10 protein-coding genes are annotated in these 15,103 nt (G+C 68.7%); 6 read left to right on the top strand and 4 right to left on the bottom strand.

Features of this window, described 5'->3' with window-relative positions; translation table 11 throughout:
• The first annotated feature begins 1 nt into the window (after window position 1).
• The 6 genes from ASD15_RS15720 (at window position 2) to ASD15_RS15695 (ending at window position 7,128) form a co-directional block, all read left to right on the top strand.
• Window positions 2–493, top strand: coding sequence for a type VI secretion system tube protein Hcp (locus ASD15_RS15720; protein WP_057155881.1), 492 nt, complete (start codon window positions 2–4; stop codon window positions 491–493).
• A 64-nt stretch (window positions 494–557) separates the two neighbouring features.
• Window positions 558–1,022: a type VI secretion system baseplate subunit TssE gene (tssE, locus tag ASD15_RS15715; RefSeq protein WP_057155880.1), complete on the top strand. Its 465-nt coding sequence runs from the start codon at window positions 558–560 to the stop codon at window positions 1,020–1,022.
• A complete protein-coding gene (gene tssH, locus ASD15_RS15710; RefSeq protein ID WP_057155879.1) occupies window positions 1,019–3,646 on the top strand; it encodes a type VI secretion system ATPase TssH in 2,628 nt (875 codons plus the stop codon). Before tssE ends, tssH begins: the two co-directional genes overlap by 4 nt.
• Window positions 3,647–3,658: 12 nt before the next feature.
• Window positions 3,659–4,723, top strand: coding sequence for a type VI secretion system protein TssA (tssA, locus tag ASD15_RS15705; protein ID WP_229418207.1), 1,065 nt, complete (start codon window positions 3,659–3,661; stop codon window positions 4,721–4,723).
• 116 nt (window positions 4,724–4,839) lie between these two features.
• Complete coding sequence (locus tag ASD15_RS15700) at window positions 4,840–6,468, top strand: methyl-accepting chemotaxis protein (protein ID WP_057155878.1); 1,629 nt, start codon at window positions 4,840–4,842, stop codon at window positions 6,466–6,468.
• 30 nt (window positions 6,469–6,498) lie between these two features.
• Entirely contained in the window at window positions 6,499–7,128 is a 630-nt protein-coding gene (locus tag ASD15_RS15695) for a tRNA-uridine aminocarboxypropyltransferase (protein WP_057155877.1), read from the top strand.
• 20 nt (window positions 7,129–7,148) lie between these two features.
• On the opposite strand, the gene ASD15_RS15690 is transcribed toward ASD15_RS15695, so the two are convergent.
• From ASD15_RS15690 to ASD15_RS31765, 4 genes are all read right to left on the bottom strand, one after another.
• Window positions 7,149–10,085 carry an Hsp70 family protein gene (locus ASD15_RS15690; protein WP_057155876.1) on the bottom strand — a complete coding sequence of 979 codons (2,937 nt, stop codon included), beginning with the start codon at window positions 10,083–10,085 and terminating at the stop codon, window positions 7,149–7,151.
• A complete protein-coding gene (locus ASD15_RS15685; protein ID WP_229418206.1) occupies window positions 10,085–11,971 on the bottom strand; it encodes an Hsp70 family protein in 1,887 nt (628 codons plus the stop codon). Before ASD15_RS15685 ends, ASD15_RS15690 begins: the two co-directional genes overlap by 1 nt.
• Window positions 11,968–12,591, bottom strand: coding sequence for a DUF2760 domain-containing protein (locus tag ASD15_RS15680; protein ID WP_057156109.1), 624 nt, complete (start codon window positions 12,589–12,591; stop codon window positions 11,968–11,970). Before ASD15_RS15680 ends, ASD15_RS15685 begins: the two co-directional genes overlap by 4 nt.
• Window positions 12,592–12,839: 248 nt before the next feature.
• Window positions 12,840–15,023: a methyl-accepting chemotaxis protein gene (locus ASD15_RS31765; RefSeq protein WP_082551860.1), complete on the bottom strand. Its 2,184-nt coding sequence runs from the start codon at window positions 15,021–15,023 to the stop codon at window positions 12,840–12,842.
• Window positions 15,024–15,103 lie beyond the last annotated feature (80 nt).

Here is a 15,103-nt window from a genome sequence, read left to right as displayed (position 1 = left end):
AATGGCAATCGACGTCTATCTGTACATTGATGGCATCAAGGGCGAATCGGCGGATGACCGCCACAAGGACTGGATCGAATGCAAGTCGGTCAATTTCGGTGTCGAGCAGCCCAAGTCCGCCACCGCCTCCACCGGCGGCGGCCATACGGCCGAGCGCTGCGAGCACCGCGACATCGTGATCTCCAAACTGGCCGACCTGGCCTCGCCCATCCTGCTGCAAACCTGCTCGGCCGGCCGCACCATCCCCAAGGCCAAGTTCGAGTTCATGCGGGCCGACGCGCAGGGCGAGCGCGTGAAGTACTTCGAGATCGAGATCGAGAACGTGCTGATCGGCGCAGTGGCGCCATCGGTGGAAGAAGGCGACATCCTGACCGAGCAAGTCGGCTTCAAGTTCTCCAAGGTGCGCTGGAAATACACGCAGCAGAAAATCACCGGCGGCGCGGGCGGCAACACGTCCGGCGGCTGGGACCTGTCCGCCAACCGCATCGCCTGAGCGCCTGGCAAGCGCAACGCCGCAGTGCAAGCCACTGCGGTATTTTTTTTTGAGAGGAGCAGCCATGGGTACCCATGTTCCCGGCCTGATGGACCGCTTGATGGGCGCGCGCAGCCAGGCGGCGGCCGGTGCTGCGGCCGGCCAACTGAAGGAGGCCGTCGCGCGCGACCTGGAGGACTTGCTGAACACGCGCGCCGCGCTGCCGGAGTCGCTGCTGGAAGACTATCCGGAGTGCGCCGCCTCCATCATCAACTACGGCCTGGTCGATTTTGCCGGCATGTGCCTGAGCAGCAGCGACGACCGGGCTCGCATCTGCGCCAGCCTGAAGGCGGCGATCGAGCGCCACGAGCCGCGCCTGGGGCAGGTGCGGACGCGCATCGAACTGCAGGCCGGCAGCATCAACCGGGTCAACTTCGTCATCAGCGGCGTGCTGGCGGTCTCTCCCGCTTTCGAACAGGTCAACTTCGACGCCGTGCTGCAGCCGTCCACGCTGCACTACGCCATCCACCACAGCGGAGCACATGCATGAGCATCAACCTGAAAACCCTGATCGCAAAACTGAACGACACCACGCGCCTGGCGGCCACCCGCGCCGCCAGCATCTGTGTCGGCCTGGGGCAGTACGAAGTCGACCTCGAACATCTGTTCCTGGCGCTGCTTGAACAGGATCAGAGCGACTTCGTGCTGATCGCGCGCAAATGCGGCATCAGCCTGGAGGCGCTGGACGGCGATCTGCGCAGCGAGATTGCGCGCTTCAAGAACGGCAGCGCGCGCACGCCGGTGTTTTCCAGGCACTTGCCGGTGTTGCTGGAACATGCCTGGCTGATTGCCTCGCTGTCGCTGCCGCAGCCGGACTTGATACGCAGCGGCCACCTGCTGCTGGCATTGCTGACCGAGCCGGACCTGGCGCAGCTGGCGGCACGCGGCTCGAAGCTGTTCGCGCGGTTCCCGGTCGATGAGCTCAAGCACAATATGGACAAGTACACCCGCGGCTCGCAGGAGGAGGGCCGCGCCGAGGCGCCCCACGCGGAGGCAGCCGGCGGCGACCAGGTGCGCCAGCTGAACGTGACCACGCCCGCGCTGGACCAGTACACCACCAGCCTGACGCAGCAGGCGCGTGACGGCAAGCTCGATCCCGTGATCGGACGCGAATCGGAGATTCGCCAGGCCATGGATATACTGATGCGGCGGCGCCAGAATAATCCCATCCTGACCGGCGAGGCCGGCGTGGGCAAGACCGCCGTGGTGGAAGGCCTGGCGCTGCGCATCGCGGCGGGCGACGTCCCCGAGGTGCTGCGCGGCGTGGAAATCCGCGCGCTGGACCTGGGCCTGCTGCAGGCCGGCGCCAGCGTCAAGGGCGAGTTCGAGAACCGGCTCAAGGACGTCATCGCCGAGGTGCGCAAAAGCCCGCATGCCATCGTGCTGTTCATCGACGAGGCGCACGCCATGATAGGGGCCGGCGGCCCGGCCGGCCAGGGCGATGCGGCCAACCTGCTCAAGCCGGCGCTGGCGCGCGGCGAGCTGCGCACCATCGCCGCCACCACCTGGAGCGAGTACAAGAAGTACTTCGAGAAGGATGCCGCGCTGGCGCGCCGCTTCCAGGTGGTGAAGGTGGAGGAACCTGCCGAGGACACCGCCTGCGCCATGCTGCGCGCTGTGGCGCCGCTGATGGAAAAGCACTTCAACATCCGCATCTGCGACGACGCCGTGGTGGCGGCGGTCAGCCTGTCGCACCGCTACATCAGCGGCCGCCAGTTGCCGGACAAGGCGGTCAGCGTGCTCGACACAGCCTGCGCCCGCGTGGCGCTGGGCCAGAACGCGGCGCCGCAACTGGTGGAGCAGGCGCAGCGGCGCGTCGAGCGTATCGGCTACGAGATCGCCGCCCTGGAGCGCGAGGACGCGGATGCAGGCAAGGATGGCAGGCATGGCGCCCGCCTGCGCGAACTGCGCGTGGCGCGCGAAACGCTGCAGCAGGAATACCGCAAGCACAGCGAGCGCTGGGAGCGCGAGAAGGCGCTGCACGCGGCCATGGAGGTGCAGCGCAACAGCCATCCACCGGTGGGCGGCGGCGTTCCCATGGCCGCGCTGGAGGCAGAGCTGCTGGCCTTGCAGGGCGGCGAACCGATGGTGCCGCGGCAGGTGGACGCGCATACGGTGGCCGCCATCGTGTCCGCCTGGACCGGCATCCCGCTCGGAAAAATGGTGCGCGACGAGATCCGGGCGGTGCAGAAACTGGAACAGGCACTGCAGGCGCGCATTCTCGGCCAGCCGCAAGCGGTCGCCGCGGTGGCGCAGCGCGTGCGCACCGCGCGCGCCAACCTGGCCGATCCGGACCAGCCCAAGGGCGTGTTTTTATTCACCGGCCCGTCCGGGGTGGGCAAGACCGAGATGGCGCTGGCGCTGGCCGACCTGCTGTACGGCGGCGAGCGCAAGCTCATCACCATCAATATGAGCGAGTACCAGGAAGCGCACAGCGTGTCGGGCCTGAAAGGCTCGCCGCCCGGCTATGTGGGCTATGGCGAAGGCGGCGTGCTGACCGAGGCGGTGCGGCGCGCGCCCTACAGCGTGGTGCTGCTCGACGAAATCGAAAAGGCCCATCCGGACGTGGCCGAGCTGTTCTACCAGGTGTTCGACAAGGGCGTGCTGGATGACGCGGAGGGACGCGAAATCGACTTCCGCAACACCATCATCATCGCCACCTCCAATGTGGCGTCGGCGGCCATCATGCAGGCGTGCCTGAACAAGCCGCTTGCGGAGCGGCCCGCCCCGGCCGAGCTGGAGCTGCTGGCCCGGCCGCAGCTGATGAAGCACTTCAAGCCGGCCTTCCTGGGGCGCATGCAGCTGGTGCCCTTCTACCCGATCGCCGACGAGGTGCTGGGCCGCATAGTCGCGCTCAAGCTCGAGCGCATCGGGCAGCGCATCCGCAGCAGCCACAAGGCCGAATTCAGCTACGACCAGGCGCTGGTCGAAGCGGTGCTGGCGCGCTGCACCGAAGTCGATTCCGGCGCCCGCAATGTAGACCACATCCTGAACGGCGCCTTGTTGCCGGCGCTGGCGGAGGCGGTGCTGGCGCGCATGGCGGACGGCGTGGCGATCACCGGCATCAAGGCCGGCGCCACGCGCCAGGGCCAGTTCAAATACATCATCAAGTAAAGGGAGCGCGCCATGCCGACGCCTGTGTTCAACCTCGCGCAACTACTGCAACCCATCAGCACGTCGCAAGCCTGCGGCGAAGACATTTCCTTCAGCAGCGAAGTGGACGACATCGTCAGGGCGCGGCTGGCGGACGATCCCACCCTGGACCAGGGCGAGTGGGTGACGGCGCTGAAAGAGGCCGACTGGCCCTTCGTGGCTGTGCGCTGCGCCGCGCTGATCGAGTGCCGCAGCAAGGACCTGCGGCTGGCCGTGTGGCTGGCGGAGGCGCACGCGCGCACGCGCGGCTTTCGGGGCCTGGGCGACGGCTATGCCTTGCTGGCCGGCCTGTGCCAGCGCTACTGGGACGCTCTGCATCCCGCCATCGAGGATGGCGACACCGAACAGCGCGCCGGCAACCTGCATTGGCTGTTGGCGCGCACGCCGCAGCTGGTGCAAGAGATCGCGGTGACCGAAGACGGCGCCGTGTGCATGGCCAGCTTCGATGCGGCGCGCCAGCGCCTGAACGCCGCCTGCGCGGCCGGCGCCGAGCATGCCGGCTGGAGCCCCCGGGCGCTGGCGGCGCCGGCCGGGCCGGGCCTGGCCGAACTGGATGCGGAGCGGCGCCGCAACCGGCCCCGGTTCAACGACGCCCTGCTGGCCGACGCGCGCTACTGCCTGGCCTCGTTGCAGGAACTGGAACGCGTGGTGGAGACGCAACTGGGCGCGGACGGGCCGGGCTTTGGCGCCGCGCGCGAGGCGCTGCTCAACGCCATCGACTTTGTCGCGCCCTTGGCCACACCCGCAGCCGGTGCCGGCGTGCAGGCCGCCGCAAACGCGGCCGGCACGCCGGGCAGCGCGCACGGCGCGCAAGCCGGCGGCCCACCCCTGGACCGCGCGCAAGCGCTGGCCCAGCTGCGGCAGGTGGCGGCGTTCTTCCGTCAGACCGAGCCGCACAGCCCGGTGGCGTACCTGGCCGAGAAGGCCGCCGGCTGGGGCGACCTGCCGCTGCACCTGTGGCTGCGCGCGGTGCTGAAGGACCCCGGCGTCCTTGCACACATGGACGAACTGCTGGGCACCGTCCCGCCGCCAGCCTAGTTTGCGTCTTTGTCCTGGTCAATCTGGAAAAATTGCTTTCAGTTAATTGTTGCATTCCAATAGAAATGCGCTCAGACTGCCTAAAAGACACTAAAACTTGGCACGAGGAGACTGGGATGAAGAATCTGAAGATCGGGGTCCGGCTGGGATTGGCTTTCACTGTCGTGCTGCTGTTGCTGACGGCGCTGACCCTGGTCGGCATCGTGCGCATGCAACAGGCCAGCGCCATGACCGACGCGCTGCTGCGCGACCACGTGCGGGTGGAGCGCATGGTGGCCGAGTGGCAGAAGGTGGTGGAAGTGAACGCCGCCCGCACCACGGCCGCCTGGAAGGTGCAGGACGCGGCCGACCAGAAAGGCTTTGAACAGCAGATGGCACAGGCCTCGGGCCGCGCCACCGAATTGCAGGACGCGCTCGGCACCATCCTGCAGGACCCGGACGGCAAGGCTGAACACGCCGCCATCCTGGCGGCGCGCAAGGCCTACGTGGATGCGCGCAAGGTGGTCTTCAAGGCCAAGGCGGACGGCGACCTGGAACTGGGCAAGCGCATCTTCGAGCAGGACATGGAGCGCAACCGCATCGTCTACCTGGCCGCGCTGCAGAAGCTGGCCGACACGCAGAAGCGCCAGCTCGACGAGATGGCGGCCAAAATCCAGCAGGGTTATGAGAGCGGGCGCAATATGCTCATCATGCTGGGCCTGGCCGCGGTGGCGCTGGGGGTGGGCTTTGCCTGGTACATCACGCACACCATCACGCGGCCGATCAGCGAAGCGGTGAAGGTGGCCGAATCGGTGTCCGCCGGCGATCTGACCAGCGACATCGTGGTGGCGTCCAATGACGAAACGGGCCAGCTGATGCACGCGCTGAAGAATATGAACACCAACCTGGTCAATATTGTCGGCCAGGTGCGGGGCGGCACCGACAATATGGCTGAAGCGTCGAGCGAAATCGCGGCCGGCAACCTGGACCTGTCGGCCCGCACCGAAGAACAGGCCAGCTCGCTGGAGGAGACGGCGTCCTCGATGGAGCAGCTGACGGCGACCGTCAAGATCAACGCCGAGAACGCGCGCCAGGCCTGCCAGCTGGCAGTAGAGGCGTCCGAGATCGCCAGCCACGGCGGCGCGGTGGTGTCGGAAGTGGTGGCGACGATGGGCTCGATCAACGATTCGTCGCGCAAAATCGTCGACATTATCAGCGTCATCGACGGGATCGCCTTCCAGACCAACATCCTGGCGCTGAACGCGGCCGTGGAAGCGGCGCGCGCCGGTGAGCAGGGCCGGGGCTTCGCGGTGGTGGCGTCCGAAGTGCGTACGCTGGCGCAGCGTTCCGCCTCGGCGGCCAAGGAAATCAAGCAGCTGATCGACACCTCGGTGCACCAGGTGGAGGCGGGCACCGGACTGGTGGACAAGGCGGGGCGCACCATGGACGATATCGTCGCCAGCATTGCCAAGGTGTCCGGCATCATGACCGAGATCGCGGACGCCAGCGAGGAGCAGCGCGTCGGCATCGAGCAGGTCAACTTCGCCATCACGCAGATGGACCAGGTGACGCAGCAGAATGCGGCGCTGGTGGAGCAGGCTGCCGCTGCGGCAGCGGCCATGCAGGAGCAGTCGGCGCAGCTGGCGCAGTCGGTCAGCGTGTTCAAATTGTCCGAATCGCAGACTGGCGGCCTGGCCGGCGCGGCGCTGCCGGGACGGCATGCGCGGCGCGCGGTGGCCGGGCGCGAACTGGCGCGGCTGACTTAGCCGCCGGGAGGGCATGCGCTACAATCGCACATGTCTTCCTCAAACAAACGTCCCATGTGCGCGGCCTGCCTGCGGCCGCAATCGGGCTGCATCTGCCGCTGGATTGCGCCGCTCGCCAGCGCCGCCGAAGTGCTGATACTCCAGCATCCGTTGGAAGTGGCCAATGCCAAGAACAGCGCGCGGCTGCTGCATCTGTCCCTGCCGGACAGCCGCCTGGAAGTGGGCGAGAGTTTCGAGCCGGAGCGGCTCGACGCCTTGCTGGGCGGCGCGCGCCGTGCGCTGCTGCTGTATCCTGAAACGCCGGGCGGCGCCTCGCTGGGCATCGCCCCCGCGCCGCCGTTCGATCCGGCCTGGGCCGGCGAGCCGGCCTCCCTGAAGCTGGTGGTGCTGGACGCCACCTGGCGCAAGAGCCGCAAGATGCTTTATCTGAACCCGGCCTTGCAGCGCCTGCCGCGCTTGCCGCTGCGCGAGGTCCCGGCGTCGCACTACCTGATCCGCAAGGCGCACGCGCCGGACCAGCTGTCCACGCTGGAAGCCACGGCGTACGCGCTGGCGCAGCTGGAAGGCGACGAGGAAAAGTTCGCGCCGCTGATCGCGGCGTTCGACGGGTTCGTGGCGCAGCAGCAAGGCTACGTCCGGGCGGGGCGCCCGGCTGAGTAGAGCATCAGCCGGGCCGGCGATCAACTGAGCAGTTTCAGCCCCGGCGGCAGCGCCTCGCCCAGCATGCGCTTCTCCATGGCCTGGTCGAGCTGCACCACCTCGCGCACCATGGCGCTCCAGGCGGCCGGCGCGCGCGTCGCTTCCATGCGCTGCAGGATCTGCGCGCGCAGTTCTTCGCTGATGTCGCGCGTGCGGTCGCCCGTCATGCGCGCCAGGTGGGCGGCGGCGAAGCCTGCCGGTTCCACCTTCTTCCAGTCCAGCGTCAGCAGCGCCGCCAGCCACTGCTCAACCGTTTCCACCGGCGCCACGTCGTGCGCGCTGCCGTGGAAAGGCTGGCGCGAGCCCACCCGGCCCAGTGCCCACAGGAAGCGGCCCAGCGCCGCTTCGGCCTTGTCGGCTTTGGCTGCAGACGCCGTGGCAAGCTGCTGCACCTGGCCCAGCAGCCATTCGCCGATCTCGCCCTTGTAGGCCGACGGGATGCGTTCCAGCGATGCGCCCAGGCGCAGCATGTCTTCCTCGCTGCCGTTGACCAGCGTGACGGGACGGCGGCCGCGCTCCTGCTCGTCGGCCTGCAGGTTGAAGGCGAAATCGTCCAGCAGCCGCAGTTGCTGCGTGGCGTCCAGCCCGCCGGAGACGCGGCGCCACAAGGTCCACCATTCCGAGCAGGCCTGGCTGTCCTTGTGGTGCTGCAGGCCGCTGTCGAACATGGCCCACAGCTGCTCGATGCGCCAGGCATCCAGCGTATGGCCGAAGCCGGGCCGCAGGCAATAGCCGGCCAGGTTGAGCCAGGCGCGTTCATGCTCGGCAGAGCGGCGGCGGCCCTTGGCCCGCTGCAGCAACGCGTCGAACAGGTGGCGCAGCAGCGGCGTGGGCCAGGACTCGCGCGCGCCCAGCAAGTGGTCGAGCTGGCGGCCCAGCTGGCGCACTTCCTTGCTGTCCACCTGCTGCGCGCGGCTGCCGAAGATGCGCTCGATTCTCTCCAGCGCGTCCTTGTAGCGGGGCGGCAGGGTGATCTCATCGGCGCCATCTTCGGCCGAGGGGGCGCCGTGGGCGCGCAGCTGGAATTCGAGCAGCCAGCGCTGTGGCTTGCCGCCTTCGCTGGCTACGCAATGCACTTCCAGCGTGCCCACTTCGCTCAGCGATGCGGCCAGTTGGACCGGGATTTCCTTGCGTGCCGCCGCGTCGCCGCTGTCGCGCAGCACGGTGGCGATGGGCGGCAGGCGCACATAGGAGGATGGATCGAGTTCAACCAGCTCCCCCGCGCTCGGCGCGGCGCCCGAATCGGCGGTCGATGAGACGATGTGGAAGCGTACCGGCCGGCCAAGGCGCAGCGCGAAGGTGCGTTCCGCAAGACGGACTTCGCTGCCGGCCTGCGCGCCGCGCGGCAGGATGCAGACGGCCCGGCGTGCGTGGCGCACGAGCGCCCCGGCGTCGTCTCCGGCATCGGCCGCAGCGGGCGCGTCCGCAGCGGCCGCGCCTGCGCCGCTTGCTGCGCCGTTGCTGGCGGCATCGCTGTCGAGCAGCAGGAAGTAGGAACGCGGGGACCCGCCGCCAATGGTGGGGGCGCGGCCTTGCTTGCCGATGGCGTAAGCGACGCCGCCGCGTGCGACAGCCACGTCCGGATTATCGTTGTGCAGCACTTGCACCGGCGCGCCGCGCCAGGCGGACAGCGTGGCCTCCAGCCGCGCCGCCAGCGCGTCGGCCCTGAATACGCCGCCGTTCAGCAGCAGGGTGTCCGGCACCGCAAGGCTGGCGTGCGGCGCCGCGCCCAAGGCCGCGCGTGCGGCGGCCGCGTGCTGGTGCAGGAAGCTGGACAGGTGGCGCGTGATGGCAGGGTCGCTGGCGTAGGGCAGGCCGAACTCCACGATGCCGCCGCGCGTGCGCCTGGCTTCCTCGTCCGCCGCGCCCAGCGGGAAGAAGCCGTCCACCACCATGGCCTCGACTTCCTCGCGCGTCAGCTCGACCGAGCGCGAGCCGCCGACCAGCTTGGAGCCCGAGCCCAGCATCGTCACGGCCACGCTGTCCGGCGCATCGGCCGCCAACAGCTGTTCCTTGGCGGCGCGGCAGCGCTCCGTGAGCTGCGCCATGCGCGCCGCCGACAGGCGCACCGCAGGCGTGCTGCCCGCGTCGCTGCCGGCCAGGCGGGCTTCAACCCGCCGCGCCAGCGCCAGGTCCATATTGTCGCCGCCGAGTATCAGGTGGTTGCCCACCCCAATGCGCGTCAGCAGGGGATCGCCGCCGCCGGCGGGCAGTTCCACCTTGATCAGGCTGAAATCCGTGGTGCCGCCGCCCACGTCGCACACCAGCACCAGCCGCGTTTGCGCCAGGTCCTGCGCCAGCGTGGCGCGGTGGCGGTACAGCCAGTCGTAGAATGCGGCCTGCGGCTCTTCCAGCAGCCGCAGCTTGGGCAGGCCCGCCATGCGCGCCGCCTCCAGCGTCAGCGCGCGCGCGCCCTCGTCGAAGGAGGCCGGTATCGTCAGCACGATCTGCTGCTGTTCCAGCGGCTGCTTGGGGAAACGCTGGTTCCACGCCGCGCGCAGATGCGCCAGGTAGCCGGCGCTGGCCGCCACCGGCGACACCTTGGCCACGTCGGGCTCCGCGCCCCACGGCAGGATGGCCGCCATGCGGTCCACATTGGGATGCGATAGCCAGCTCTTGGCGCTGGCCACCAGCCGGCCCGGCACCTGCGCGCCCAGCTTGCGCGCCAGGCGCCCGCTAGCCACCTCGGCCACGCCGGCCACGTCGGGCTCACGCCACGGCAGCTGCAGCTCGCCCGCCGCCAGCTCACCCTCGGCCGGGTGGTAGCGCAGCGACGGCAGCAGCGGCGCCGTGCCTATCTCGCCGGGCGCCACCAGCTGGTCGATGTCGAACAGCTTGACCTCGTCCGAGCCGGGCTCGCAGTAGGCCAGCACCGTGTTGGTGGTGCCCAGGTCGATGCTGACGAGGTAAGGCTTCATTACTCGCCGACGGTTGCGCGGACGTCGAACTCCACCTTCCAGCGCTGGCCATTGTCGTTGGAAACCGCCAGCAGCTCCAGCGTGCCCGACTCCGTTGCCTGGGCGTGCAGGCGCACCTGCACCACGTCGCCCGGCTGGCGGCCTTCCGGCGACAGCGTCATCTGGATCGCGTTCAGCTCCTGCAGTTCCTCAGGGCCCCAGAAGTCCAGCATGTCGCCGATCTGGTCCTGGCGGCGGGTGGAGGAACCGAAGAAGCGGAAGTCCACCGGCTCGCCGACCACCAGGCCGAATTCCTGGCCCGGCAGTTCCATCTCGCTGCCTTCCTCCATGCCGAACGGCGCCACGCACAGCGCCTGGATCGGCGGCTCCATGCCGGGGATGGCCGGCATCGACGATTCCACCGCCACGTAGTACGAGCGCGCCGTGCCGCCGCGAATGCGCACGCCGCTGCCACGGCGCACGTAGCTGTAGTAGGCCGCGCCGCGCGCCACCGCCAGGTCCAGGTCCGCGCCGCCCAGCATGCGGGCCGGTTCGGCGCCTTCCAGGTACAGCCAGTCGTTGATGGTGTCCATCACGCGCTTGGCCAGCAGTTCGGATTTGAACACGCCGCCGTTGAACAGCACGGCGGTCGGGTGCAGGAACGTGGCATCGGCGGTCTGCCTGCCTTCATAGCCTTGCAGCTCGCTGGTGGCGCCCAGCTGGCGCGCCAGGAAGGACGCCAGGTGGCGCGTGACGGCGGCGTCCTGCGCATACGGCAAGCCCAGCTGCGTCAAGCCGGCGCGGGTGCGCACGGCAGGGCGGGCCGAGGCTTCCACCTGCGGGAAGAAGCCGTCCAGGATGAAGGTGCTCACTTCGGCGCGCGTCAGCTCGGTGCGGATCGAGCCGCCGATCAGTTTCGAGCCGCGGCTCGGCACCACGATAGGCCAGCTTTCCACGCTGGCGTCGGCCAGCAGGGCTTCCTTGGCGGCGCGGCAGCCGTAGGTGAGCGCGCGCAGCTGCCAGGCGTCCAGCTGGGTGCCGTTGGCGGCCAGCTTGCGCGCCACCAGGTGGGCCAGCGCCAGATCCATATTGTCGCCGCCCAGCAGGATATGGTCGCCCACGGCCACGCGGTGCGGTTCCAGCACGCCGTCCCGTTCCAGCACGGCGATCAGCGAGAAGTCGCTGGTGCCGCCGCCCACGTCCACCACCAGGATGATGTCGCCGGGTTTGACTTCCTTGCGCCAGCGGCCTTCGCTGCCCTGGATCCAGCTGTACAGGGCCGCTTGCGGCTCCTCCAGCAAGGTCAATGCCTGGTAGCCCGCGGCCTTGGCCGCGTCGGCCGTGAGCTCGCGCGCGGCCGGGTCGAACGAGGCCGGGATGGTGACGGTGACGGCTTGCTCCGTGAACGGGGCATCCGGATGGGCGGCGTCCCATGCCTGGCGCAGGTGCGACAGGTAGCGCGTGGACGCTTCCAGCGGCGACACGCGCGTCACTTCTTCCGGCGCGTCGTTCGGCAGGATGGCGGCGCGGCGGTCCACGCCGGGGTGGCACAGCCAGCTCTTGGCGCTGGACACCAGGCGGATCGGCGTGGTGGCGCCGCGGCTGCGCGCCATTTCGCCCGCCACGGCGGTGGGTGCCTCGCCTTCGCCGTCGGCCTGCCATGGCAGCGCCAGCTGGCCCGGCGCCAATTCGTCCGGGTGCGGCAGATACAGGAAGGAGGGCAGCAGCGGCAGTTCTTCCACCGTGCCTGGCGCGGTCAGCTGCGGCACGCCGAGCACCGATTGCGCGGTCTTCTCGCCGTCGCTGGCCTGCAGGTCTACATAGGACAGCGCGCTGTGGGTGGTGCCAAGGTCGATGCCGATGGCGTAGCGCGGGGTGTGCGCGTTGTTATTCAGATTCTCGCTCACAGTTCCACCTCCGCAGGTGCCAGTACCTTGGCGTCATGCGCCTCGGCCAGCTTCGGCAGGCGCACGCTGGTGGCGCGCCAGCCGCGATGGCTCAAGCTGCCCTTGAACGGGGCCTTGCCGACCACGTTGCCGGTCAGGCGCACGGCGGCCGCATCGAAGCCTTCCTCCAGCGTGACGCGCGTGCCTTCGGCTTCGGCGCGCACCGGTTCGATGGTGAAGTGCTCGCGCAGCACCTTGGCGCAGCCTTCGTGCACCACGCGCGCGGCGGCGCCGATATCGGCGTCGGCGTAGGCGCTCAGGTTTTCCTGGGTGAAGTCGATCAGGCGCGCTTCGCGCTGCAGCAGGCTAAGCAGCTGCAAGGCGGCGTCCGGCGTGGCTTCGCGCAGGATGACGGGGGCCGGCGGCGCGGTGGGCGCGGCCGTTGGCGCCGGGGTGGGGGCGGCGGTCGGTGCGGCAGTGGGCGCGGCGGTGGGCGCTGCTGCGGTGGCGCCGGCCACGCGCGAGTTGATGCGCTGCAGGCGGGCGGCGAACTGCGGGTCCGACAGCGTGCGGAAGAAGGTGCCGAAGGCGAGCGCGATGCGGGCGCCAAGCGAAGGCAGATTGTTGTTCGTATTGGTCATGTTGTGGTCGATTCGGGTCAAAAAGCAGCCCGCCGCAGCAGGGAGCGCGGCCATGGGCTGGCGGTGTTGGTGACATCGGATAGCGTGCGCGGCGCATCGGCGCCGGGCGCACGGCACCTGGGACAGTGCGCATGATACCAGCTAGCGGCCCGGCAGCGAAGCTCCCGCCCCGCTGCGTGGCGGGGCGGGCAAGGGAAAACGCAGCGGAAAACGCAGGACGGAGCGGCCCCGCGTCAGGGCGGGGCCGCTCAGAATCGCACGAACTCGGCCTCGTCGAGCTCTTCGCCGGCCGGCGCCGCCGACGCGTACAGGTCGCGGTTGCGCACCATCTTGACGGCGGTCGGCTTGCGCATCGGCGCCTGGGCCTGCCGGCGCGGCGCCTGCGGCGCCGCGTTCACCTTGAAGAAGCCCATGGTCTGCTGCAGCTGTTCGGCCTGGCTGCTCATCTCCTCGGCCGTGGCGGCCAGCTCCTCCGAGCTGCTGGCATTCTGCTGCGTGGTCTGGCTGAGCTGGTTGACCGCCGAGTTGATCTGCGCCACGCCGGCCGACTGCTCCTCGGACGCGGCGGCGATCTCCTGCACCAGTCCCGACGTCTTCTTGATGTTGGGAACCATCTGTTCCAGCAGCACGCCGGCCCGCTCGGCCAGTTCCACGCTGCTGGTGGCCACTTCGCCGATCTCCTGCGCCGCCACCTGGCTGCGCTCGGCCAGCTTGCGCACTTCGGCCGCCACCACCGCGAAGCCCTTGCCGTGCTCGCCGGCCCGCGCCGCCTCGATGGCCGCGTTCAGCGCCAGCAGATTGGTCTGGTAGGCGATATCGTCGATGATGCCGATCTTGCGCGCGATCTGCTTCATGGCCGCCACGGTGGCGTCCACCGCCTCGCCGCCCTCGCTGGCTTCCTGCGAAGCCTTGGCCGCCATGCCGTCGGTGGCCTTGGCGTTGTCGGTGTTCTGGGCGATGGAGGAGGTCATCTGCTCGATGGAGGCGCTGGTTTCCTCCACGCTGGCGGCCTGTTCGCTGGAAGCCTGCGACAGCGCCTGCGCCGTGGCGCTCACTTGCTCGGACGCGCTGGCCAGCGACTGGGCGCCGGAATTGACTTCCGTCACCACCTGCAGCAGCTTGGCCATGGTGTTGTTGGCGTATTCCTTCAGCTCGGCAAAGCTGCCTTCGTACTGCTTGTCGATCGTCTTGCTCAGGTCGCCGTCCGCCAGCGCGCCCATCACGCGCACCACGTCGGCAATGCTGGCGCCGGTGGTCACCATCAGGCGGTTCAGGCCTTCGCCCAGTTCCTTTTGGAAGCCTTGCAGCCCCGCCAGTTCCACGCGCGCCTGGAAGTCGCCCCGGTTGGCGGCCGCCACCACGCGCTGCTGGCCGTCGATCACCAGCCCCAGCTTCTCCACCGTGTTGTTGGCGTAGCGCTTCAGGTCGTCGAACGCGCCCTCGTAGGGTTTGGTGATGGTCTTGCTCAGGTCGCCTTCCGACAGCGCGCCCATCACGCGCACCACGTCGTCGATGCTGGCGCCGGTGGTCACCATCAGCTGGTTCAGGCCTTCGCCCAAGTCCTTCTGGAAGCCTTGCAGCCCGTTCAGGTCGATGCGGCTGTCGAAGTTGCCCCGGTTGGCGGCCTCGACGGCGCGCTTCTGGCCGGAAATCACCTGGTTCAGCTTGGCCACCAGGTTGCGCATGGCGCGCAGCAGCTGACCGGTTTCGTCCTTGGAGCTGTCGTTGATTTCAATCGACAAGTCGCCCGCTTCGAGCCGTTCGGCCACCTGCACCGCTTGCCGGATCGGGCGCACGATGCTGAGCGTGATCCAGGCCGCGATGGCCACCGCCAGGATGATGGCCAGCGCCGCCAGCGCGATCACCAGCGTGCGGGTCGACTCGTAGGTGGCGGCGGCCTCGCTGGCGGCCTTGTCCATCAGCTCGCCCTGCGATTTGGCCAGCGCTTCCAGCGCGGCCCAGAACACGTCGTTGGTGGGCACGAAATCGGTCTTCAGGAAGTCGATGGCGGCTTTGCGGTCGCTCTTCACGAGCGCGTAGAAGGGCTCGTACTTGGCGGCCACCAGTTCGCGCTTGTCGATGATGTTCTTGTACATCTGCTTGCCGGCGTCCGTGCTCAGCAGTTTTTGCACCTTGCCCAGGCCGTCCGTCATTTCGCTGCGGTTGGCATCGACCAGGCGCCGGTATTTTTCGACTTCGGCATCGCTGGTGGAGAGCAGGATGTTGCGCATCTGGCGCGCGTTGTCCATGCTGTTGGTCAGCACGCCGTTGATCAGCACTACCTTGGCGTAGTGTTCCTCGTAGATGACGCGCGTGCTTTCGTTGATGGTGCCCAGGCGCTGGACACTTATGATGGACAAAATGAGCAGCAGCAAAACGACGCTGCCAAAGCCGAAACCCAGGCGGGTGGCGATCTTCAGGTTTTTCAGCATGGGAATTCCCTGTCGGATAATCGAGTGACCTCGGTGATTATGCGCTGCCGTCCGGAGGGGAAATCTCTCCAATAATCACT

This window comes from Massilia sp. Root351, assembly GCF_001425045.1.
GTDB lineage: Bacteria > Pseudomonadota > Gammaproteobacteria > Burkholderiales > Burkholderiaceae_D > Rugamonas.
The sequence above is the reverse complement of the archived record's forward strand: the minus strand, read 5'-3'. Positions and strand labels throughout refer to the sequence as shown.